Here is a 22,722-nt window from a genome sequence, read left to right on the forward strand (position 1 = left end):
AAATTTGAGGTAGAGAGTATTCATACAATATTACCGAAATATAAACGTCGCAAAATATTTTTCGGAAAAGGGACGGCATAAAGCCATCGCTTCTTCCCTCGCTTATTTATTCCGTTTCCTTTCCACTCTAAAATTTTGTCTTCCGTTTGGGTTTTGCTCAAATATTGTTTAATCTAAAATCATTTAATTATGGAAACAAAAGTAAAATCAAACGGAACAGCAAAAAAAGTAAATGCAACCGTTAAAAAGGAAGTTCAAAAGAAGTTGACCGAGGAAGCTATCGGAAAAGCTGTTACACCGGAAAAGCTCGTGGTAGCCAAAAAACCAGAGATTAATTTGGATGACAGAATTCAAAAGTTTGAAAAATTGAGAGGTTTGGCCACGCAACGTGAACGACTTACGGAAACCTTGAGTGAACTTACCAAGTTCAATTACAATCAGGACGGTTCAAGTTCCTTTCATATTAGGGACTCACGCAATCTGGAATTCAAGACGACCAACACGAATTTAATCAAGTTGGTAACTACACATTTACAGTCCACTTTGGAACAACGTAAATCAGAGATTGAAGAACAGATTCTAAAATTTGAACTTTAATGAAGCTAATGTCTTCAAATGTGAAAGCCTGCTCGCAAGAGTAGGCTTTCTTTTTTTAATCATATCTGTCTTCAGACAGGTCTAAAATCAAATATTATGTATTTAAATCGTTTACAACAAGATGAAATTTTCGTTTCAAATGAAATGAAATCGTTAAAAATTATTACTGGTATGGAGTCTCGAAGAGGGCTTGAAAATGCCGTTATTTCCAATGACAAAATTGTGAATGTGGTCTCGAACAGTTATGGCCATATTCCAAATGAACTGTTTTTCAAAAAAGCCGAAGGGTTATTAATAGATGCCAATTTGAAATATCATAAACGCACTATCAACAGAAATGACAGGTCTTTCATTACCGATTTTATAATCGAGGACGATAATCAGTTTTCTTTAAAAGAAGGACAGGACAAGATTCTGCCAATGTTACGTTTCAAAAATTCTTATGATGGAAGCGAGAAAACTTCCGGACATTTCGGTTTTTATAGGGAAATATGCACCAATGGATTACACGTTGCACAAGCAGAAATCGCATTTTCGATAAAGCACAGCAAGAACAATACAGATTTAATAATGCCAAAATTGAACTTGCTATTTGATAAGTTTCTAAATAATGAATACTACGAAATCACAAGGAAATTCAGGGAAATGGAAGAAATCGAACTTATCGATACCGAGGCATTTGTAAAGGACATATTGGAAAAAACGAAATTGTTCCGATATGAATGTAGCGACAAAAACGATGACCCATCAAAAAAATCCCGTGAGGTTATAGAGCTTATCAACGATGAACCGTTTCCAGCTTATTCAAAACCTAATTTATGGGTAGGTTACAACGCCTTTAATTGGATGCTTCACAATACCTTGAAAAAGACCTTTTCACAACAAGAAAAGTTGGATAAGGTTTTGTTCGATGAAATATATGCAATGGTTTAAAGAAACATTGTAAAAGGTTTATCCAGTACCTAACTAAACTGGATTTTTAATTTTACTTCTGCCTTATCATTCCGTTTAGCACATTTCCCTACATTCCGTTGCTCTACATTTCGGAAAATGAGCTGCTCTCAAAAAAGGTCTTGGACACAACTTCAAAGATTCCGATTTCCATTCCACTTGCCCACTCATTCCCGAGAAAATTCGGGAAGTGGTCAAACTCTATTCCAATCTACATCTTTAAAGTCAAGTCCGCTTTAAAACCCTACTTCAAAAGAATAATTCGTTTTATAAACCGTTCAGCACTTTACCGCTACATTTCGCGAAAAGCTACATTTCGGGCAAAGAGCTTCTCTATAAAAAATCTTGGACCCAATCCCCATTTTTGGTTTTCCATTCCGCTTCCCCTTCCCGCTTCGATGGGAAGGAACGCTACATTCCCAAGCCAAAACCGTGAATCCAGTCCGCTTGTAATCGGAAAGTCAAAGCCTCGATTTTCTTAACAGAATTAACGGCAAAGCCTACTTTGGTCTTTGCTCGATAATTCTTAAAAACCGAACCTTTGCCTCACACATTTTAAGGGGTTTATAATAGATGAAGCCTTTAATGTTTTTCGGGACAGCGAAAAACAGGTATGGCATAACCAATTCTAAAATAATGCCATTTGCTCTGTTCGCTTAACTGTCGGTACGCTCTCGCCACAAATGGCTTTATAAGAATTGCTAATACCATTATGGAACTTGTCAAGACTGTACAAGTTTTAGGCAAAAATAAGGTTTCTACTTCCTTGAAAATCCAAGGATTTTACTACGTCGCAAACACACCTGATTTATTCCCTAAAAGTCTTGACAAAACCCACTTCATCTATTGTGCGGAGCACGAAAGAAATCATACAAACACCCCTTAAAATTTAATTCAGTTTAAACCTAATAGGGAAATTATTAATCTTTTAAATCTTTTATTATGAGTACTATTAAAAATCACGTACAGTTAATTGGAAATGTTGGACAAGAGCCAACCATTACGAACCTTGAAAGTGGTAAAAAAGTAGCCCGATTCTCATTGGCAACCAATGAATACTACAAAAACGGCAAGGGCGAGAAACAAACGGACACCAATTGGCACACCGTTGTCGCTTGGGGCAAAACTGCTGAAATTATCGAAAAGTATGCCGAAAAGGGCAAAGAAATCGGAGTTGTTGGAAAACTAAAGACCCGAACCTATACCACGGACGATGGCAACCAACGCTATGTTACCGAAGTGGTAGCCGATGAAATCCTATTAATGGGTAGTAAGTAAAAAGTAAAGAGGGCACTAATACCAGTTTTCAATTAGTTTGTGCCCTCTTCTTTTCATCATTAAATCTAAAAAAGACATTACAATGAAAGCACAAGTTAACGAAATAAAAGAAGGATTGCAACATTTTCACGGTTCTGAAATGTTATATCAAATCCCATTGATACGCACCCGATTTACAAACGGATTGAAATATTTAGCCAATGTAGCAGAATGTTTTTGGCTCATTACTGATGTTTCAGTAATCGCCAAAAGTTTGCTGAACCGAAGCCATTTTATCACAATAGATTTTAAAAGGCTATCGGAAGATGAACAAGATTTTACGGGCTATGAAGCTGAAATAATTTATAGCGATGGAAATGGAAATGTTTTTGAAACGCATCAATACAACTTTACTGATTTTCCTTTAGATGAATTGCGTTTATATTTTGTGGATAATACGCTGATGTTACCAAGTGAATACTAAAAACAAAGGCTATGATTTATCTAAATTATAACAACCTCGATGACGAAACCCAACAGCATCTACTTTCAGTTTCAAAAGAAGATATAGAGAACAAATTTGGGAACGACCTTAAAGCCTACGCCAATAAACATCATTTAGATTATAATACCATATTGGACGAAGAAGCGATAAAGAATTTATATACATATAAGTACATTTTTAACATCTAAATTGCAACGCAAAAATTTGGACCTTTGAATTTTCAGAGGTCTTTTTTTGTGCCTTATTTTTTCAAAATTTAAAGAGCCAATAATCCAAAACTCGACGTCCTAAATTTGCATTTTCATAAAAATCCTATTTTTTGGTATCAAAACCTACCATTTGAAAACAATCCGTATTTGAATATTATTTGCAAATAGAATATCTTTAAAAGGCTTTTAAGCAGTACCATTTTAAGTATCATTATCCCATTTTGATTTGACTTTCGCCGATAATGATACACACCAAAAATTAAACATATCGGAATTTTTTATTCCGAAAAAAAGCAACTGACTTTTTAGTCAGGTTGTTTGAAAAATTTTGTCCCTGCGGGACGAATTTGAGAAGCAAGAGGGTAACACGCCAAGGCGATGTTAACGGTTGATTTTTAGTTGTAATTATTTGAAAAACAAATAATTACTGTTTAAAGGGTTTAAGAAAATAATAAAATTTTACAGTAAATCCTTTTGAAACCCTTATAAAACGGCAATTTTTTACAGTAAATGAGTTCAAATCATCAAAAGAAATACAGTTTTTCTGCCATTAGTATTAAACCTAATGTGGCAACTCGTTTTCGGAAATTTTCCAAAAGAATTTCACGTTCGCACACCGATACGCTGGAAACAATGATGAACTTTTTTGATTTGAACGAGCTATCCCCAAATGAATCTTTGGGTCCGAATATGCAGACCTTGGAGAATAGTCTCAAAAAACGAATCAATGCCCTTGTAGCCATTATTAGAGATATTGAAAAAAACCAGACCAAGCCCACCAATGCAATGTTGGAATTGCTTTTTCAAGAAAACCCAAATGAGAAAGAGTTACAAGAAGAACCATTTGAATTTGAACAACAAGAATTGATTACCGAAAACGAAGAACTAAATCATTACCGAAATCGTTACGAAGAAGTTCAGCAACAATTTCATTCCGTAAAATATGATTTGGAAAAAATCATCAATAAGACCACTTATGTAAAAAGCAGTTTTGGAGGTGGCTATTTAAAACTGGAACTGACCAAAGATGAATTTGAAAACATTAAACAAAAAATATAAAATGTATATCACGGTAACCAAACAGACATTAGACGGTAATTATGCACAGAGCGTTTCCGATTTTGTCGCGTATCTCGAAAAAGAGAATGAAGGAAAATCCATTGATGAGATGGAACATTTTTTTAACCAATATGGCGAAGAAATATCAGGTAAGGAAGTCATTAAAGAAATTGACGGAAATACGGCTAAACTCAAAAAGACCGAACCAAAGTTTTATTCCATTACAGTCAATCCGAGTGCTTATGAATTGAAGCGATTGCAAAATCATTCCGAGGAACTGAAAAAGTACACCCGAGAATTGATGAAAGAGTACGCTAAATCTTTTAATCGGGAAATAAACGGACGAGCTGTAACCGTAGATGACATTAAATATTACGCGAAGATTGAACATCAACGCACCTATAAAGGAACGGACAAGAAAATTCAGGTGAACCAACCTTATGCCACCAAGATACTTCAAATTAAGAACGATATCTGGAAAATTGAAAGTGGCGAATTAGAAGGCAACATCAAAAAACTACAGCAAACGATGTTCCGATTGGAAAAAGAAGCACCACATCAACAAGACGGAAAACGCATTGTTAGAGGTATGCCAAAAGAAGGTTCTCAAAGCCATATTCATATTATTGTAAGCAGAAAGGATATGTCCAATAAATACAGTTTGTCCCCTGGAAGCAAATACAAAGCTTCTGAAACTGTTTTTAATGGAAAGCCTGTGAAGCGTGGTTTTGATAGGGATAAATTCTTTAAGGCTTCAGAAAAGACCTTTGACACTTTATTTCAGTATAAACGAAACTATGTTGAAACCTATAAGGCACGCAAAACATTTCTTAAAAACCCAAAACTGTATTTCTCAATTCTTTCGGGATTGCCAACCAATGAAAAGGCAACTGCCTATAAAATACTTGCCAAATCTGGTGTACCCATAATGAATATTCCAACAAACAAAGTACAGTTGGCATTGAAGATAATCAACAAATTTAAAAAGGGAATCGACCGAGCCATACAGTCGGGTTCTATTGGGATATGAGTATTTCAATACCACATATCATCCTTTTTATTGTTGTTCCGGTATTGTTTGTCAGTACAGTTTTATATGTGTTTCTTCATCAAGAGCAACCCAAAAACGGGGATAAGAAATATCAGGTACGCTTTAAACTTCGACGAGGCAAATTTCGAATCGATAATATAAAAAGAGGTGCATCAGTCATCGGGTCTGCGGGAAGTGGCAAAACAGAAAGTGTCATCTATAACTTTTTACAGCATTTTAGCACGCATCAATTTTGTGGAATCATACACGATTACAAGGATTTTGAACTTACCGAAATAGCCTATCCATTATTTAAAGAAAAGGACATAAAATTCTACACCATTGCTTTTGACCAAATCCATTATCGTGTAAACCCAATTGCCCCAAGATATTTGCCCAATGAGGAAAGTGTGAATGAACTATCCAAGGTACTTATTGAAAACCTTTTGGAATTCAACGAATCCAATACAAACAGTACCACAAAATTCTTCAGTGATGCTGTGGAAGGTTTGATGGGCGGGATGATTTGGAAACTAAAAACGTCCTATCCTCAATACTGCACCCTGCCCCATTTGATTGCTATTTTTCAATCGATGACTACCAAACAGTTGGTTACTTTTGTGAGCTCAAACATCACTTCCCGAAGTATGGCAAGTGCTTTTATCAACGGAATGGATTCTGACAAACAAACGGCAGGTGTAAAAAGCACCTTAGCTAATGCCTTTAAAAAAATAAGTTCCCAACAATTATTTATGGTTTTGTCAAAAGATGAAGTACCGTTGAATATAAATAGCCAAGAAAACCCTGCAATTATTTCTATCGTGAACCACCCTAAATATGAATCGGCTTATTCCCCGATCATTGCAGCGATTATACACACAGTCATCAAGCAAATGAGCGTGAGAGGTCAACAGTCGTCATTTTTAATGATGGAAGAAGCCCCAACCATTAAACTACTTAATATGCACCGCATTCCCGCAACTTTAAGAAGCTATGATATTGCCACAATTTACGTTATGCAGGATAAAATTCAGAATGATATGCTTTATGGAGACAAAGCGAGTAAGGCTATTTTGAGTAACCTTTCCTATCAGTTTTTCGGCAAAGTTAATGACCCAGATACTGCAAAATATTATGAGCGTTTCTTTGAGATTGTTCGTATGGAAACTACAAGTATAAATCGTGGACACAATCTAAATTTTGATACGAGAATTACCAAAGGCGAAAAAGAAGTTTCCAAACGCAGGGCAGATGTTTTCTTTCGTTTGAAACAAGGCGAGTTTATAACTTTTGCGGATGGCAAGGATAAAAGAGTTCAATTTAAACTACAAACGATTAAAAGAGAAATACCAAATGCTCATCAACATTTCACAACCGATGAATTAAAGCTCAATTTTGAACGGATTTATAGAGAAGCAAAATCTATATTTAAGGTCAACTAAAATTAGTTAATAAAGAACAACCGTAGTTTTTGCACAACCTGTGCATCGATTAATTTGTATCTTTGTGAAACTTTATGAAAATATTCTTTTCTATATCAATGTCTATTTTATTCTTTTTTCAGGGAATTAGCATTGATATGGATTTTTGTGGGCCAATTAAAGAAATTTCAAGCATTATTACCCATTATCAAGACCATAAAGTTTATGGAGACTCTTTCCTTGAATATGTAGTTGAAGATTACATTGACAATGATGCAAAAAATGAAGGGCATCATAATAACCCAGATAAGGAGAATACACCAGTCCATTCCCATCATCAATGTTGTCGCCCTCTAGTATTAATTATTGCGAACAACAATTCGGCTTTAACCAATCAACTAAAGTTTGAAGGGAAAAAACAGTTTACCTTACATAAAGTAAACTTCACTTCCAGATATCTGGAATCGCTTTTCCAACCCCCTAAAGTATAATTCAGTTTTTTAAGGATAGCTATATCCTTACGTGATGCTTTTCAAAGTAAGCATCCCATTATAAACGCATTGCATCTAATTGCATTGCGAGGTTTAAACTGAATTAATACTTTTTCTATGATTAACAAAATCATTTCATTTTCCATTAATAACAAGTTTATTATTGGGCTCTTTATAGTGGCACTTGTAGGTACGGGCATTTGGTCTATGGCCACTATAAATCTGGGTTCTGTACCCGATATTACCAACAACCAAGTACAGGTTATTACAGTTGCCCCAAATTTAGGTACTGAAGATATTGAGCAATTTGTTACCTATCCGGTAGAATTGGCAATGGCCAATCTTCCTGATGTTATTGAGCTGCGTTCGGTGTCTCGTTTTGGGCTGTCCGTGGTTACCATTGTATTTAAGGACGAGGCAGGCACATATCTTCCCCGGCAATTGGTACAAGAGAAATTAACCGAAGTTGCTGGAGAAATCCCCGAAGGCTTCGGCACGCCATTTATGGCACCAATAACTACAGGGCTTGGCGAAATCTACCAATACACCTTAAAATTAAAAGAGGGCTACGAAGATAAGTACGATGCAATGGAGCTTCGTACCATCCAAGATTGGATTGTAAAACGTCAAATGGCATTAGTCCCCGGAGTGGTCGAGGTCAATGCTTTTGGAGGTTATGTAAAACAGTATGAAGTTGCAATAAATCCTAATAAGCTGAAAAGTTTCGGTATTACAATGAATCAGGTCTTTGAAGCCTTGAAAGTCAACAATGCCAATACTGGTGGTGCTTACATTGAAAAAAACCACCAAGCCAATTTTATCCGTGGCGAAGGGCTGGCACGAAGTATTGCCGATTTGGAAAACACGGTTGTAACCACACAAAATGGAAGCCCGGTTTTAATACGTGATGTCGCGGAAAAAGTAGGCTATGGTAATCAAGTGCGTTATGGTGCGTTTACCCAAGATGGACACGAAACTGTTGGTGGACAAATTTTAATGCTGAAAGGCGAAAGCCCAGGCGACGTGATTGAAAATGTGGAAAAGCGTATTGTAGAAATTCAAAAATCCCTGCCGGAAGGTGTTTATATTGATGCTTTTTTAAGCCGAAGTGAACTTATTGAGGCAACCACAAGTACCGTTAAAAACAATCTAATAGAAGGAGCCCTAATCGTCATATTTGTTTTGGTCTTACTTTTGGGAAGCTTCCGTGGTGGCTTGATAGCAGCTTCGATAATCCCTTTATGTCTATTATTTGCATTTATTTTGATGAAACAATTTGGCATTTGGGCAAATTTAATGTCCTTGGGTGCGATCGATTTTGGAATTATTGTAGATGGAGCGGTGATTATCGTGGAAGGAGCGGTTTTCCACATTCATCAACGGATGAAAAAATCCACAACCGCCATCAACCAAGCTGAAATGGATGAAATCGCCTATGATTCTTCAAGTAAAATGATGAATTCTGCCTTCTTCGGTCAACTAATTGTTCTTATAGTTTTTACACCGATTCTTTTTTTGACCGGTGTGGAAGGGAAAATGTTCCGGCCAATGGCATTTACATTTGGTTTTGCCGTTTTAGGAGCGATTATCCTTTGTCTTACCTACGTGCCAATGATGTCATCATTATTTTTAAAACCTGCTAAAAATCAAAATAGTTGGTTCGCCAAGTTTGAAAACAAGATTGATAGGTTCAGTGATAAAATTATGGATGTTCTGAATCGTATCTATCTGCCTATATTAAATTTTGCACTTCGCTTTCGGGCAGGTGTGGTTATAGGCACGGTTTCCTTGCTTTTGATTTCAGGATTTATTTTCAGCAATATGGGAGCAGAATTTGTCCCTAAATTTGATGAAGGCGATATTGCATTTCAAGCATTGATAAAACCGGGGAGCAGTCTTACAGAATCTATTGAGGCTTCAGAGAAACTTCAGAAGTTAATCAATGAGTTTCCGGAAGTAAAAACAGTAGTTTCTAGGATTGGTGTGGCCGAAATACCGACAGACCCGATGCCTATGGATATTGCCGATAGTTATATTATTCTTGAAAAAGATAAGAGTAAATGGACTTCCGCAGATAGTAAAGAAGAACTGATAGAAAAAATACAGGAAAAAATTTCAGTAGTTCCCGGCGTAAATTTCGTGTTTACCCAACCTGTAGAACTTCGTTTTAATGAATTGCTTACAGGGGTTCGTGAGGACGTGGCAATCAAACTGTACGGAGAAGATTTAGGCGTTTTGGCAGACAAGGTACAGGAAATCGCAGCGGTCATCAGAACCGTTCCCGGAGCGGCTGACCTCAATGTAGAAGCTACAAGCGGTTTGCCACAAATGACAGTGGTGTATAACCGGGCAAAAATGGCACAATACGGTGTAACCGTTGACAAGCTGAATGATTATGTAAGTGCTTCATTTTCTGGAGAACAGGCAGGAGTCATTTTTGAAGGGGAAAAACGATTCGATGTGGTCATTCGTTTGGCAGAGGAATATCGACAAGACATCAATAGCTTAAAAAACCTTTTCATAGACCTGCCAAACGGTGCACAAGTACCTTTAAAGGAGGTTGCAGATATCAGCTATAAGCCAGGTCCGATGCAGATTTCAAGGGACAATACCTCCCGTCGTATTTCGGTAGGGGTCAATGTTCGTGGGCGCGATGTAAAATCGATGGTCGAGGAAATTCAACAAAAATTGGAAACGGACGTGAAACTGCCACCAGGTTATTTTGTAACCTACGGAGGTTCTTTCGAAAACCTTCAACGTGCTTCAGACCGATTGATGATTGTAGTTCCAATCGTTCTATTAACAATATTTGTTCTGCTTTACTTTGCTTTAAATTCAGTTACACAGGCCTTGATGATCTATATGGCAGTGCCTTTGGCGACCATTGGTGGTGTTTTCGTTTTGTTGATTCGTGGAATGCCTTTCAGTATTTCTGCCGGAGTCGGGTTTATCGTGCTCTTCGGAGTTGCCGTATTAAACGGACTCATACTCATAAACAAATTCAATGAATTAAAAGACAGTGGAATGACAGATTTAAAAAAACGTATATACGAAGCAACGCACGAACGTTTACGTCCAATTTTATTAACAGCCATTACAACAATTATGGGTTTTATCCCAATGGCGATTTCTACCTCTGGTGGTGCAGAAGTACAGCGACCTTTGGCGACAGTAGTCATTGGAGGAATGCTTACGGCAACATTTCTGACCTTGGTGGTTATTCCTATTCTTTATTATTGGCTGGAATCCCGAAAAGAAAAGAAGGACAATGGTGGAGATGTAAGTTATATTAAAAAATCAACCAATATTGTAACCGTATTATTGATGGTTGGAGGTTTGATGGCTTCTGGTACTTCATTTGCCCAAGACACCAATCAAGATGGTACAATCCCAAAGACCTTGACCATTGATGAGGCTATTGCTATGGCTAAACAGAATTATCCATCACTTAAAGAGAGCCAAGCATTTATTGAACGGGAAAAGGCACTAAAGGGAACGAGTTTTGACCTTGGTAGCACTCAAGTTTTCACGGGCAAAGAAGAATATGGAAATAATCTTCCTGGAGTGCAGACAACCGTTGGTGTGCAACAGGGCAACATTGATTTGCTTTCCGGTTTTTCAAAATCGAAGTTTTACAAAGAGCGTATTGCCTTGGGAGAAAAGTTTTATGTGGCCAGTGAACAACAATTGGTGCGTAATGTGATGCAAGCGTATGACCAAATAAATTATTATAAGGCGCAGTTGCGCTTTGCAGACCAACTGGACAGTATTTATGCCAATTTTAAGACCGCTGCCCAACTTCGGTATGATACGGGAGAAACAGGCAAATTGGAATTTATTTCAGCCTCTTCCGAATTTCAACAGATTCAAGTATTAAGGCAACAAGCCTTTGATGATATTGAAATAGCCAAACGTGCCTTAAAACAATATTTGGGAACGGATGAATCCATTGAAACGATTAGTGAACCATACAAAACATTGGATTTTATGGCGACATTAGATTCCACTTCGGTAGCGAATAACCCAATGTTGCAATATGCCTTGCAAAATGCCGAAGTAAGTAAAGCAAACGTGGGCGTTGAGAAATCACAATTCCTACCGAAATTCAGCTTATCGTATGGCAGACAGGTTGTGGATGAAGTGTCAGGCTTCAACACCTATCAGGCAGGTATTAGCATTCCGTTATGGTTTTTTCCCCAGAAGTCGAGGGTCAAGGCAGCCAAGGCAGACGCAATGGTAGCAGAGAATCAATATTTGGAACAAAAGGCGGTCACGGAAAGTCGTGTGTCGCAATTGACCAAATCCCTTGAAAAAACAAAGAAGATTTTGCAATATTACGAAGAAGGCGCACTACTCTTGGCAGAAGAACAAATTACCACCGCACAATTGGCATCTAAAGAAGGCGAAATAGATTACGTCAATTACATCACGATTCTCAATAGTGCCATCCGCATTAAACAAAACCATTTACAATACATCAATCAGTTTAACCAGCAGACCATTGATATGCAATATCAATTGGGCAATTTATAACCTTAAAAAAAGAGAAATGAAGAATATACTATTAGTAAGTACCGTATTATTTACACTTATGTTTATGAGTTGTAATGATGCCCCAAAATCTGAACTTGGGCATAACGAAGCCGAAGGCGTATCAAAAACCAATGAAGCTGGAGAAGATGCACACGGCGAGGAAGGCCACAGTGAAGGAGAAGAAGAAGGTCACAGCGAGGAAGAAGGCGTTGTGGAACTCACAAAGCAACAGGCCGAAACCATAGGTTTGGAAATGAAACTTTTGGAGGAACGCAATTTAGGGAACAACATTAAGGTAACAGGAACGCTGGAACTTTTCCCACAGGACAAGGCGAACATAAGTCCTTTTGTTGGTGGAAATGTGAGTTCCATAAAAGTAATACCCGGAGATAACGTAAGCAAAGGACAGGTGTTGGCATATATAGAACACCCTGATATCATTGCAATGCAACAAGATTATCAGGAAAAAAATGATGAATTGGTCTTTTTGAAACAGGATTTTGAGCGCAAGCAGACTCTTTATGATAAAGGTGTTTCTTCTGGCAAGGAATTTCAAATGGCACAGTCAAAATTTCGTTCTACAACATCCAGCGTCAATGGTTTGCGGTCCCAATTGAGACTGTTGAGCATTAACCCGGACAAAGTGGCGGAAGGACAGATATATTCCGCTGTTCCCATTACCTCGCCTATAAGTGGGTATGTGGATGAAGTAATGATTAGCCTTGGCGATTACGTGGCACAACAATCCAAAATGTTCTCGATAAGCGACAACTCAAAAATTTATGTCAACTTCAAAGTATATGAGAAGGACATAAAGCAAATCAAGCAAGGGCAACAGATATATTTTTCCACGGCCTCTCGTCCAGATGAACTGCTTAAAGCAACCGTTCGGTCTGTTGGTAAAACCTTCAATACAGACCCAAAAGCTTTGGAAGTTCTGGCAGATATTGAAAACAAGGATAAAAACCTATTGCCGGGTATGTATGTGGAAGGGCGAATAGTGCAAGGCGAGAAAAAGGGTTTTGCCGTACCGGAAGCTGCCATTATAAAAGAAGGCGAGCAATCCTTTATTTTTATTTTGGATGAAGATGAAGAAATGGAAGCGGACAAAATGAAATTTAAAATGATACCCGTAACGGTTGGTATTACTGATTTAGGCTTTGTTGAAGTCAACCTGCCTGCCGAAGTTTCAAAGGATGCCAAAGTCGTGATAAACGGAGCTTATAACCTGTCTTCGGAAATGGTCAAGGGCGAACTGGAACACGGACATTAATTCAATAACAATCAAAGATTTTGATTCCGAGTTTGTTTATCGTCTTAATTAGTTAGTTAAAAATTAAAAAACAGGCTCGGTTCAAAATCGATTAAAAATTTAAAAATATGAAATGAGCTATAACAATGTGGATACCAACCACAATGTTGATTGGGGAATTACATATGACCATTAAAAAACAAATAAATATCAACAGATGAAAGAAATAAAAGCATTTATAAAACCAAACCGAATCCAAAGAGTCATTGAAGCACTTTCTGACAATGGATTTGAAAGTATGACCCTTTCACAAGCAGAAGGCACGGGCGCATTCAAGGCAAAAGGTGCAAGACCGTCGCTAGATTTTCACGTAACAGATAGTCCTGTGGTAAAATTGGAATTGGTCTGTCAAAATGAGGAAGCCCAAGCGGCCATTGAAACAATTATAGCCAACGCCAAAACCGACGGGCCTGGAGATGGTATTATTTATATAGCAAATATTGAAGATGCCTTTCAGATTAAAACAGGAGATTCCTTAAAACGGCACGACCTGTAAATCTCTTTTTAAACAAATGGAAAAAATAGTTCAATTTTTAGAAAGCAAAGGAATACGACCTACAGCTATGCGCCTTATGACATATAAGCGGTTGGCAGAGTTGAATGTGGCCATCAGCCTTGGCGACTTGGAAAAGGATTTTAAGGTCAGTGAAAGAAGTACCCTATTTAGGACTATGAAAGCGTTTGAAGAAAAAGGTATTGTGCATCAAATCGAGGATGGTACGGGAGTTATAAAATACGCCCTTTGCGAAGAAAATTGTGAATGCGAGGTCGGCAACGACCTTCATTTGCACTTTCATTGCAACAATTGTAATGAAACGGTCTGTTTAACAGAGCATAAAATCCCTCACATCAACTTACCTGATGGTTATATTACCGAGGATATCAACTTGGTGGTAAAGGGCATTTGCGAAAAATGCAGTGGCAATTAGGATTAAACGTTTGGTTTTTAAATTTAATTATCATTTATAAATAGTGAGTAATGATGTCAATCTATAAAAAAGAAGCTACTGTATATATGGTGGCAGAGAAAAAGCTGGATGCCAAGGATTATGAAAACTTGATACCAGTCTTAACAGAACATATAACTGCCCATCCGGAAGTTTTCTGGTACATCGAGATGGAAAATTTTGAAGGTTGGACAGCAGAGGCACATTGGAAGGGAATTGAATTAGACCTTCCGAATGAAAAGCATTTAAAGCGTGTTGCTTTGGTGGGTAGCGTTAAATGGCAGGAGCAATTTACCGAGGTATTGCTTCCTTTTTCAGAAGCTCATATAAAATTTTATAAGACCGAAGAAAAAGACGATGCCAAAGAGTGGATAAAATAAAAATAAAAAATGGAAAAACTACAACTAAAAATACCGGTCATCCTTCCGCAAGTTCCTAACGAAAAAGATTCTTGTGTTGAAAGGCTTATTCAAAAACTACAAGCTAAAGAGGGCATCGAAAAAGTGCACATTGCCGATGCAAACGGAGATGATGTGCCGCAGCTCTGTTTTCATTATGACCCAGATATCATTTCCATTGACCGCATTCAATCCCTCGCCGAAAGTACTGGTGCCGAGATTACCGAAAAATACGGGCATTTGCTCATTGAAGTTAAAGGAATCAGACACACAAGGCAGGCTCGTTCCATAGAGAAAAGCCTTTTGACAATCAATGGAGTTTTGGAAGTTTCCGTTTCAGGCTCTGGAATGGTACGACTTGAATTTGATAAAAAGCAAACGAATTTTGATGAAATAAGTAAACAAATTGAAAAAGAAGAGCTTCAGATTCAGCGGAGTTCTTCAAACGAAAATGATTACACCAAAGCATCCAAAAAACAGGAGCGTTCAAAGAAGGAAGATACTAAAGAACAAACTTCCACAGAGGGCGAGACCCACGATGAAGGAGAAGATCACGCCCACGGTGGTATTTTCGGTAAAAATACGGAGCTCATTTTTTCCATTATCTGTGGGGCACTTCTCGGAATAGGTTTCGGACTTTCCTATGTAGAATCCATCCCAGATTGGGTCAGTCTTACTTTATATATTGGTGCTTACTTTTTCGGTGGTTTCTTTACGGCCAAGGAAGCAGTACAGACCGTCGCCAAAGGCGGTTTTGAAATTGACTTCTTAATGCTTGTTGCAGCCATTGGGGCAGCCATTTTGGGAGAATGGGCAGAAGGTGCCTTGTTGCTGTTCCTGTTTAGTTTGGGTCACGCCCTTGAACATTATGCAATGGAAAAGGCCCGAAAGTCCATTGCGGCACTGGCAGATTTAGCACCAAAAACGGCATTGCTCAAAAAAGATGGCAAGACCGAAGAAGTTGGAATTGAGGAATTGAGTATTGGCGATATTATAGTGGTCAAGCCCAATAGTAAAATATCCGCAGATGGCGTCGTGGTCAATGGAAAAAGCAGCGTCAACCAGGCACCTATTACCGGGGAAAGTGTACCCGTGGACAAAATTCCCGTGGAAGATACGAGCAGGGACTATTCCGCAGATGATGATATAAATGATGAAAACCGCGTGTTCGCCGGAACTATCAACGGTAATAACACGCTGGAAATAAAGGTAATCAAAGAAGCCAAAGACTCTACGCTGTCCCGACTGGTCAAATTGGTCAACGAGGCACAGACCCAGAAATCCCCAACCCAACTGTTGACCGACAAGTTTGAAAAATACTTTGTACCATCCGTACTGATATTGGTGGGTATCCTACTCTTTGCCTTTTTGGTCATCGACGAGCCATTTAGTGCCAGCTTTTATAGGGCGATGGCGGTATTGGTCGCAGCAAGTCCCTGTGCATTGGCCATTTCAACACCAAGCGCCGTATTGAGCGGTGTGGCACGGGCAGCACGGGGCGGTGTACTTATTAAAGGTGGGCGACCTCTGGAAGACTTGGGCGAATTGACCGCCCTTGCTTTTGACAAAACAGGCACGCTTACCGAAGGAAAGCCTAAACTTACCCAAGTTGTTCCACTTGGGGATATAGAAGAAAATGAACTTATAAAAATAGCCGTAGCTGTTGAAAATTTGAGCGACCACCCTTTGGCAAAAGCCGTTGTAAGGGATGGAAAAGAACGTCTGGAAGGCACTTCAATACCCGATGCGACCGATTTGGAAGCTGTTCTTGGAAAAGGTATCAAAGCTTCTTTGGGCAAGGATAAAATCTATATTGGAAACCTTGACTTGTACGAAGACCTCGATGAAGCAAAACCACCCGAAGAAATATCGAATAAAGTAAAAGAACTTGAAGGTGGTGGAAATACCACAATGCTCATAAGAAGGAACAAAGAATATATCGGTATCATCGCCCTGATGGATACCCCACGGGAAGCGGCCAAGGAAACACTGAAAAAATTAAAGGAAATCGGCATCAAACGGATGATAATGCTAACCGGGGATAATCAAAAGGTTGCCGATGCCGTTGCTAAAGAAATTGGGTTGACCGATGCCTGGGGAAGCCTGTTGCCAGAGGAAAAGGTTGATGCCATTAAAAAATTAAAAGAACAGGAATCCAAAGTCGCAATGGTAGGCGACGGTGTGAACGATGCCCCTGCAATGGCAAACAGCACCGTAGGAATCGCAATGGGTGCTGCGGGCAGTGATGTAGCATTGGAAACAGCTGACATTGCCCTAATGGCCGATAAACTGGAAACCCTGCCCTTTGCCATAGGTTTGAGCAGGAAGGCAAAAACCATTATTAAGCAAAACCTTTGGGTAAGCCTCGGTATTGTGGCATTGCTCATACCATCGACCATTATGGGTTGGGCCAATATCGGTATTGCAGTGGTCATCCACGAAGGCTCAACGTTACTTGTGGTTTTTAATGCGTTAAGGCTTTTGGCTTATAAAAAATAAATTTAATAAAAAAGGGTTGCTTTTGAAAAGGTTAAAATGACCAAAACGGAAAAGATACTATCATATCACGGGATTCGACCTACTAAAATGAGGTCGAAGATATACAAGTTCCTAAAAAGGAAACAAAGTGCCGTGTCCTTTTCCGATTTGAAAAAGGCCTTTGTTCAAAAGAGCGAAACCAATAAAACAGCAAACAGAACGACCTTTTATCGCAATCTCAAGATTTTTGAGGATAAAGGGTTGATTCATCAGATTAATGATGGGGTCGGAGTGGCAAAATATGCGATTTCTGATGAAAACGCCAAAGGTAAATACGGTACAGATTTACATATGCACTTTCATTGTACCGATTGTAGGAAAACAATCTGTTTACCAAATAAAATATCGGAAGAGAGCTTGCCAGACGATTATGAAGTGAACGATGTGAACCTTGTATTGAAAGGAATATGTGAAAAATGCAGGAAAAAATAACAGGTGGGAGTACTTGAACCTTGAACCTTTGCGCCCAATGGTCCAGTTCAGGTTTTTTCCACCCTCTTTAACTAAAAAATATGGCAGAACTAAAAAAATCTTTGGGTACGCTTCGACTTACCTTTTATGGCGTTGGCACGATTGTGGGTGCAGGAATCTATACCGTGATTGGTGCAGCTGCTGGACAAGCGGGCACAGACCTTTGGTTGAGTTTTATTTTTGCAGCAATTGCGGCTAGTGTCTCTGCAATGTCCTATGCAGAGTTGTCCTCTACCTATCCCAATGCTGGTGCGGAATTTATTTTTGTACGCAAGGCATTTCCAAAAATTGATATTCCGTCTTTTCTCACGGGTTGGACGATTGCGTTTCATAGTTCGGCCACCATTGCAGCCGTGTTACTTGCCTTTTCGGGGTATTTCAATACGTTTTTTAATATGCCCTCTCTTCTAATAAGTTATGGCATTTTATTGGTGTTGTCATTAATTAGTATTACAGGCATCACAAAATCGTCGACAGCAAATATTATTATGGTCAGCATTCAACTTTTGGGATTGTTATTATTGATAGTATTTGGACTTTTGGAAACTGGTCCACCCAAAGCAGAATTTTTTAAAATTGAATCGATTTCTGGAACTTTGGCGGCCACAGCTACACTGTTCTTTATCTATACTGGTTTTGAACATATGGCAGCTTTGGGTTCGGAAGTTAAGAACCCAGGGAAAACAATTCCCCGTGCATTTTTAATGACTATGGTAATAACTACAATAATTTATTTATTTATTGCTTTTACGGTTTTGAATATTGCAGACCCTTCCGCTTTGGCAAACGTGGATTCGCCACTTTCTCTTGCAGCTTCCAATCTCAACAATTGGTTGCCTGTGGTATTGGCTATCGCTGCACTTTTTGCTACGGCTAATGCTGCTTTTAGTGGTATCATATCCATAAGTAGGCTGCTTTTTGGAATGGCCAGTGTCGGAGAACTTCCAAAGTTTATGACCAAAACCAATGCACAGAAAGTACCGTGGGTTACTACTATTGTAGTTATGGCAGCAGTTGCGGGATTTTTATTGTTGGGCGATATTAAGATTGTAGCAGGTATGTCTTCTTTAGGCGCTTTACTTGTTTTTGTTGCCGTAAATGTCGCACTTATCGTGCTTCGGTTTAAAGCACCAGAGCAAGAACGACCATTTAAAGTTCCTTTGGCTATAGGACGAGTGCCGATTTTACCCATTTTGGCGATACTTATAAGTCTATCATTGATAATCCAATTTAATTGGCAGGTTTATTCAGCGTTCGTAGGTGCTGTTATCGTGGGTATTGTGCTTGATTATTTTTTGGACAAAAAGTCAAAAGATGAAATAGACCCTGAAAAAGAAAAGGAACTTTTTAACCATTAAAATGAAGCTATGGACTGGATGTTTGAAGATTTTAAAACTGACCTAGATACCTTAAATCCTATTGTACGAGAAAAAGCCCTGTCCATAGCAAAAGAACTAATTGAAAAAAAAGATATTTCAGCAAAAGAAGCTTTATCAGAAGGCATCATAAGGGCGGAAGAATGGTTTTACGATTTAGAAGGATAATTATTAATTAAAAACTATATAAAATGTTACAGATAATCGAATTAAAAGAAAAAAATATTGTTGCAACAAAAGCTTCGGGCAAATTGAGAAAAGAAGATATAGAAAAAATCCATCCACTTATCCACGCCATACTGGACAAAGGAATGAAAGTCCGGTGGTATTTTGAGATGGTCAACTTTACAGGTTGGGATTTACCTGGTTTATGGGAAGACCTAAAAATGGACACAGCCCACGCCACGGACTATGAAAAAATAGCAATGGTAGGAGATAAAAAATGGCAGAATTGGATAACCCAATTTATGAAGCCTTTTACCAATGCCGATATTAAGTATTTCAATATAGACCAAAAGGAAGATGCCAAAAATTGGATTGAGAGCCAGTAAGCTTACTTCCGTAAAAGACAGACGATGAATAAAAAAAGCATTCTTATTACCATTTTAATTGGGTTTGCCATAGGTGTTTTTATCCTTCAACCTTTTGGGATAACAATTTTCACGTTTAGCAGCCAGAATTACGAAATCAATTGATGGCAATATTTAATAAATAATTTCATTGAAATTTTAAATATCAACAATGGGAATCAAATTTTTGAGAACACTCTGTTTGGCTTATTAGGTGCAAGTGTTGCGCTAATTTATTATTTCGGTAAACGAGAAAAGGATATAGATAACAAGTAGCGGTAAATCGTTATAGGAATGAGCGAAATTTTTTATTTAAATAAGTTAAGTGAAAACTTAATTAATAGCAGGCAGCTTTTATGATGCTTTTTAAAGCAAAATGATTAATAGTATTAAAAGCAAAAGTAGAAGCTGCTTTTTTAAATTATACAAGTAAAGATGCGCATTATGAATATTAAACATTGTTTTTTAATAATCTTGTTGGTTAGTTATTATAAGGTAAATGCCCAAAAAGTTTATACAACTGAAGAAGGTCATATTATGATGATGACTTTGGTTGATGATAAACCCATCAAGGCAGAAAGCCATAAATTGGCACTATATCTTGATTATGATTCCAAAGTGGTCAATGGTGTACTCGACCTTAAGACTTTATCAACATATAGTCCTAAAATCAATGCCCTTTTAGAACAGCGGGAAGACCCTTTAATACTTCGGTTTACTGGCACTATTCCATCACAGGATTTTTTATCAAAACGGCACGACCCTATCAACTTTAATTGGCTGATAGATGTTACTTATCAAGGGAAATCCTTTAAATCACAATTTAAAGCAACCATTACCCATATAGAACAAGGAGTAAGTATGTCCTGCCTGATAAGTGCAACCGGACAATTATTGGTTTCAAATACTGGTTTGGATTCCTTAATAGAGGGTATCGATGATACCATAGAGGTGCAGTTTGCCCAATTGGTGTTGAGATTGGAATGACTGTGAATTTAAATAAAATTATAATTGATATAAATGAAAAAAAAGAAACTGAATTTAAGAGATTTAAATAAAACTTCATCCGATAATCACAAGCGCAATGATGGCCACAACCATAGCAGTCCGGAAAGTATAGGGAAATTTAAAATTTATGTACCAGCAATTTTCAGCTTTGTAATGCTGATTATTGGTATTGCGATGGATTATTTTGACGTAGCTTTTTTTAAAGATTGGATACGTATTGTCTGGTATGCAGTCGCATATCTTCCAGTAGGTTTTCCTGTGATAAAGGAAGGTTGGAACAGCATCAAAAATGGCGATTTCTTTACCGAGTTTTTATTGATGTCCATCGCAACCATAGGTGCATTCGCCATTGGCGAATATCCCGAAGGTGTGGCAGTAATGTTGTTTTATGCGGTAGGCGAATTGTTCCAAAGTGCCGCCGTTAAAAGAGCCAAGAGAAGCATCAAGGCATTACTAGATGTAAGACCTAATGAAGCCTTGGTCTATAGGAACAACAATTATGTTTCTGTAAATCCCGAAATCGTTGCTATTGGCGAAAAAGTGCAAGTCCGTGTGGGCGAAAAAATTCCTTTGGATGGTATTTTATTGTCCGAAAAAGGCTCGTTCAATACCGCAGCATTAACGGGCGAAAGCAAACCTGACACCATTGCAAAAGGAGAAAAAGTATTTGCAGGAAGCATCAACCTTGATGGCGTTATTGAAATCGAAACCACCAAGGAATTTAAAGACAGTTCCATTGCCCGAATCCTTGATATGGTCCAGAATGCCACGGCTCGTAAATCAAAAACCGAATTGTTCATTAGAAAATTTGCAAGAATCTATACACCTATTGTGGTATTCTTGGCGATTGGATTAACATTTTTGCCCTACTTTTTTGTGGATGATTATGTGTTTAACGATTGGTTATATAGAGCATTGATATTCTTGGTAATTTCCTGTCCGTGTGCCTTGGTTATCTCTATTCCGTTGGGTTATTTTGGTGGATTGGGAGCAGCTTCAAAAAATGGAATTCTCTTTAAGGGAGCATCTTTTTTAGATGAAATGACAAGGATAACCACAGTGGTAATGGACAAAACCGGAACCGTGACCAAAGGTGTTTTCAAAATCAAGGAAATAAAAACCATTGATTGGGATGAACCCGAATTTATGAAATACCTAATGGCAATGGAAGAACAATCCACCCATCCCATTGCCAAGGCCATAATGGAATATAAAGCCGATGGCGAAGATTTTCAGGCAAAAGAAGTAACCGAAGTCGCGGGTAAAGGATTAAAAGGCAAAGTAAATGGCAAAACGGTCTTGGTAGGCAACAAAGCATTGATGACTTCAAATAATATCGAAGTTCCATCTGAAACCGACAACATTGTAGAATCCATCGTAATGGTTTCCATTGATGGTAAATTCGCTGGCTATGTCATCATTGCAGACGAATTGAAAGAAGATGCCCACGAAGCCATCAAACAAATTAGAGAATCTGGAATTTCCAAAATCATAATGCTTTCCGGCGATAAGGATTCCATAACCCAACAAGTGGCAAAAGAAATGGGTATTGATACTGCAAAAGGCGGTTTGTTACCAGAAGATAAGCTCAACGAAGTTGAGCATTTGAAAAAACAATTTAATACTAAAGTAGCCTTTATAGGCGATGGCATCAACGATGCACCGGTTTTGGCAGCGAGCGATGTTGGCATTGCAATGGGTGGTTTGGGCAGCGATGTGGCGATAGAGACCGCAGATGTAATCATCCAAACAGACCAACCAAGTAAAATAGCTAGAGCCATAAAAATAGGACGTTCTACAAGACGCATCGTTTGGCAGAATATTGGGTTGGCCTTTGGTGTAAAAGCAGTGGTTTTGGTTTTGGGCGCAGGTGGTCTGGCAACGATGTGGGAAGCAGTTTTTGCCGATGTAGGCGTGGCCTTGTTAGCCATTCTGAATGCGGTTCGATTACAGAAGATGAATTGGAAATAGTATAAAAGAATGTCTCAAAAAAGAAGAAATAGAAGAAACAAAAAAAATCGGAAATCATCGAATACCGACATCACAAAAA

At 38.2% G+C, this 22,722-nt stretch carries 21 protein-coding genes; all 21 read left to right on the plus strand.

Going from position 1 to position 22,722, the window contains the following annotated elements; genetic code table 11:
* Positions 1-189: 189 nt before the first annotated feature.
* On the plus strand, positions 190-597 hold the full coding sequence (locus Q0947_RS00260; protein ID WP_147865768.1) for a hypothetical protein: 408 nt from the start codon (positions 190-192) through the stop codon (positions 595-597).
* 96 nt (positions 598-693) lie between these two features.
* A complete protein-coding gene (locus Q0947_RS00265; RefSeq protein WP_147865767.1) occupies positions 694-1,530 on the plus strand; it encodes a DUF932 domain-containing protein in 837 nt (278 codons plus the stop codon).
* Between the two features lie 960 nt (positions 1,531-2,490).
* Positions 2,491-2,826, plus strand: coding sequence for a single-stranded DNA-binding protein (ssb, locus tag Q0947_RS00270; protein WP_028281659.1), 336 nt, complete (start codon positions 2,491-2,493; stop codon positions 2,824-2,826).
* A gap of 82 nt (positions 2,827-2,908) precedes the next feature.
* A complete protein-coding gene (locus Q0947_RS00275; RefSeq protein ID WP_028281658.1) occupies positions 2,909-3,289 on the plus strand; it encodes a DUF6876 family protein in 381 nt (126 codons plus the stop codon).
* A gap of 11 nt (positions 3,290-3,300) precedes the next feature.
* Complete coding sequence (locus tag Q0947_RS00280; protein WP_084553527.1) at positions 3,301-3,498, plus strand: hypothetical protein; 198 nt, start codon at positions 3,301-3,303, stop codon at positions 3,496-3,498.
* A 531-nt stretch (positions 3,499-4,029) separates the two neighbouring features.
* Positions 4,030-4,578: a BfmA/BtgA family mobilization protein gene (locus Q0947_RS00285; RefSeq protein ID WP_036596993.1), complete on the plus strand. Its 549-nt coding sequence runs from the start codon at positions 4,030-4,032 to the stop codon at positions 4,576-4,578.
* A 1-nt stretch (position 4,579) separates the two neighbouring features.
* Positions 4,580-5,608 carry a MobB family relaxase gene (mobB, locus tag Q0947_RS00290; protein ID WP_219360139.1) on the plus strand — a complete coding sequence of 343 codons (1,029 nt, stop codon included), beginning with the start codon at positions 4,580-4,582 and terminating at the stop codon, positions 5,606-5,608.
* Complete coding sequence (locus Q0947_RS00295) at positions 5,605-7,050, plus strand: type IV secretion system DNA-binding domain-containing protein (RefSeq protein ID WP_219360138.1); 1,446 nt, start codon at positions 5,605-5,607, stop codon at positions 7,048-7,050. The genes mobB and Q0947_RS00295 overlap by 4 nt, the downstream gene beginning before the upstream one ends.
* A gap of 74 nt (positions 7,051-7,124) precedes the next feature.
* Positions 7,125-7,520, plus strand: a complete 396-nt coding sequence (locus tag Q0947_RS00300; RefSeq protein ID WP_299389957.1) for a hypothetical protein — start codon at positions 7,125-7,127, stop codon at positions 7,518-7,520.
* A gap of 117 nt (positions 7,521-7,637) precedes the next feature.
* Positions 7,638-12,053 (plus strand): CusA/CzcA family heavy metal efflux RND transporter, encoded by a 4,416-nt coding sequence (locus Q0947_RS00305; protein WP_299389961.1) that lies wholly within the window; start codon positions 7,638-7,640, stop codon positions 12,051-12,053.
* 16 nt (positions 12,054-12,069) lie between these two features.
* Complete coding sequence (locus Q0947_RS00310) at positions 12,070-13,326, plus strand: efflux RND transporter periplasmic adaptor subunit (RefSeq protein WP_026775393.1); 1,257 nt, start codon at positions 12,070-12,072, stop codon at positions 13,324-13,326.
* Between the two features lie 196 nt (positions 13,327-13,522).
* Positions 13,523-13,861 carry a P-II family nitrogen regulator gene (locus Q0947_RS00315; protein WP_026775392.1) on the plus strand — a complete coding sequence of 113 codons (339 nt, stop codon included), beginning with the start codon at positions 13,523-13,525 and terminating at the stop codon, positions 13,859-13,861.
* A 16-nt stretch (positions 13,862-13,877) separates the two neighbouring features.
* Positions 13,878-14,294, plus strand: coding sequence for a transcriptional repressor (locus tag Q0947_RS00320; protein WP_026775391.1), 417 nt, complete (start codon positions 13,878-13,880; stop codon positions 14,292-14,294).
* A gap of 50 nt (positions 14,295-14,344) precedes the next feature.
* A complete protein-coding gene (locus Q0947_RS00325) occupies positions 14,345-14,692 on the plus strand; it encodes an STAS/SEC14 domain-containing protein (protein ID WP_028281653.1) in 348 nt (115 codons plus the stop codon).
* A gap of 9 nt (positions 14,693-14,701) precedes the next feature.
* Complete coding sequence (locus tag Q0947_RS00330) at positions 14,702-17,209, plus strand: heavy metal translocating P-type ATPase (RefSeq protein ID WP_044403645.1); 2,508 nt, start codon at positions 14,702-14,704, stop codon at positions 17,207-17,209.
* Between the two features lie 36 nt (positions 17,210-17,245).
* Positions 17,246-17,680, plus strand: coding sequence for a transcriptional repressor (locus Q0947_RS00335; protein WP_026753622.1), 435 nt, complete (start codon positions 17,246-17,248; stop codon positions 17,678-17,680).
* An 80-nt stretch (positions 17,681-17,760) separates the two neighbouring features.
* Complete coding sequence (locus tag Q0947_RS00340; protein WP_027126743.1) at positions 17,761-19,077, plus strand: amino acid permease; 1,317 nt, start codon at positions 17,761-17,763, stop codon at positions 19,075-19,077.
* Between the two features lie 9 nt (positions 19,078-19,086).
* Complete coding sequence (locus Q0947_RS00345; RefSeq protein WP_164674149.1) at positions 19,087-19,263, plus strand: hypothetical protein; 177 nt, start codon at positions 19,087-19,089, stop codon at positions 19,261-19,263.
* Between the two features lie 23 nt (positions 19,264-19,286).
* The gene (locus Q0947_RS00350) at positions 19,287-19,646 is read left to right on the plus strand and encodes an STAS/SEC14 domain-containing protein (RefSeq protein ID WP_027126742.1); all 360 of its coding nucleotides are present in this window, start codon (positions 19,287-19,289) and stop codon (positions 19,644-19,646) included.
* 462 nt (positions 19,647-20,108) lie between these two features.
* Positions 20,109-20,651, plus strand: coding sequence for a hypothetical protein (locus tag Q0947_RS00355; RefSeq protein WP_027126741.1), 543 nt, complete (start codon positions 20,109-20,111; stop codon positions 20,649-20,651).
* Between the two features lie 33 nt (positions 20,652-20,684).
* Positions 20,685-22,643: a heavy metal translocating P-type ATPase gene (locus Q0947_RS00360; protein ID WP_076547101.1), complete on the plus strand. Its 1,959-nt coding sequence runs from the start codon at positions 20,685-20,687 to the stop codon at positions 22,641-22,643.
* Positions 22,644-22,722: the final 79 nt, after the last annotated feature.

Source organism: uncultured Gelidibacter sp. (assembly GCF_947500795.1).
In the GTDB taxonomy this organism is placed as follows: Bacteria; Bacteroidota; Bacteroidia; order Flavobacteriales; family Flavobacteriaceae; genus Gelidibacter.

Coding starts and splice junctions, on each gene's coding strand:
- Q0947_RS00360 (WP_076547101.1), top strand. CDS start 20,685: ATGAAAAAAAAGAAACTGAATTTAAGAGATTTAAATAAAACTTCATCC.
- ssb (WP_028281659.1), top strand. CDS start 2,491: ATGAGTACTATTAAAAATCACGTACAGTTAATTGGAAATGTTGGACAA.
- Q0947_RS00265 (WP_147865767.1), top strand. CDS start 694: ATGTATTTAAATCGTTTACAACAAGATGAAATTTTCGTTTCAAATGAA.
- Q0947_RS00285 (WP_036596993.1), top strand. CDS start 4,030: ATGAGTTCAAATCATCAAAAGAAATACAGTTTTTCTGCCATTAGTATT.
- Q0947_RS00305 (WP_299389961.1), top strand. CDS start 7,638: ATGATTAACAAAATCATTTCATTTTCCATTAATAACAAGTTTATTATT.
- Q0947_RS00315 (WP_026775392.1), top strand. CDS start 13,523: ATGAAAGAAATAAAAGCATTTATAAAACCAAACCGAATCCAAAGAGTC.
- Q0947_RS00355 (WP_027126741.1), top strand. CDS start 20,109: ATGAATATTAAACATTGTTTTTTAATAATCTTGTTGGTTAGTTATTAT.
- Q0947_RS00350 (WP_027126742.1), top strand. CDS start 19,287: ATGTTACAGATAATCGAATTAAAAGAAAAAAATATTGTTGCAACAAAA.
- Q0947_RS00295 (WP_219360138.1), top strand. CDS start 5,605: ATGAGTATTTCAATACCACATATCATCCTTTTTATTGTTGTTCCGGTA.
- Q0947_RS00260 (WP_147865768.1), top strand. CDS start 190: ATGGAAACAAAAGTAAAATCAAACGGAACAGCAAAAAAAGTAAATGCA.
- Q0947_RS00310 (WP_026775393.1), top strand. CDS start 12,070: ATGAAGAATATACTATTAGTAAGTACCGTATTATTTACACTTATGTTT.
- Q0947_RS00345 (WP_164674149.1), top strand. CDS start 19,087: ATGGACTGGATGTTTGAAGATTTTAAAACTGACCTAGATACCTTAAAT.
- Q0947_RS00300 (WP_299389957.1), top strand. CDS start 7,125: ATGAAAATATTCTTTTCTATATCAATGTCTATTTTATTCTTTTTTCAG.
- Q0947_RS00335 (WP_026753622.1), top strand. CDS start 17,246: ATGACCAAAACGGAAAAGATACTATCATATCACGGGATTCGACCTACT.
- mobB (WP_219360139.1), top strand. CDS start 4,580: ATGTATATCACGGTAACCAAACAGACATTAGACGGTAATTATGCACAG.
- Q0947_RS00330 (WP_044403645.1), top strand. CDS start 14,702: ATGGAAAAACTACAACTAAAAATACCGGTCATCCTTCCGCAAGTTCCT.
- Q0947_RS00280 (WP_084553527.1), top strand. CDS start 3,301: ATGATTTATCTAAATTATAACAACCTCGATGACGAAACCCAACAGCAT.
- Q0947_RS00275 (WP_028281658.1), top strand. CDS start 2,909: ATGAAAGCACAAGTTAACGAAATAAAAGAAGGATTGCAACATTTTCAC.
- Q0947_RS00325 (WP_028281653.1), top strand. CDS start 14,345: ATGATGTCAATCTATAAAAAAGAAGCTACTGTATATATGGTGGCAGAG.
- Q0947_RS00340 (WP_027126743.1), top strand. CDS start 17,761: ATGGCAGAACTAAAAAAATCTTTGGGTACGCTTCGACTTACCTTTTAT.
- Q0947_RS00320 (WP_026775391.1), top strand. CDS start 13,878: ATGGAAAAAATAGTTCAATTTTTAGAAAGCAAAGGAATACGACCTACA.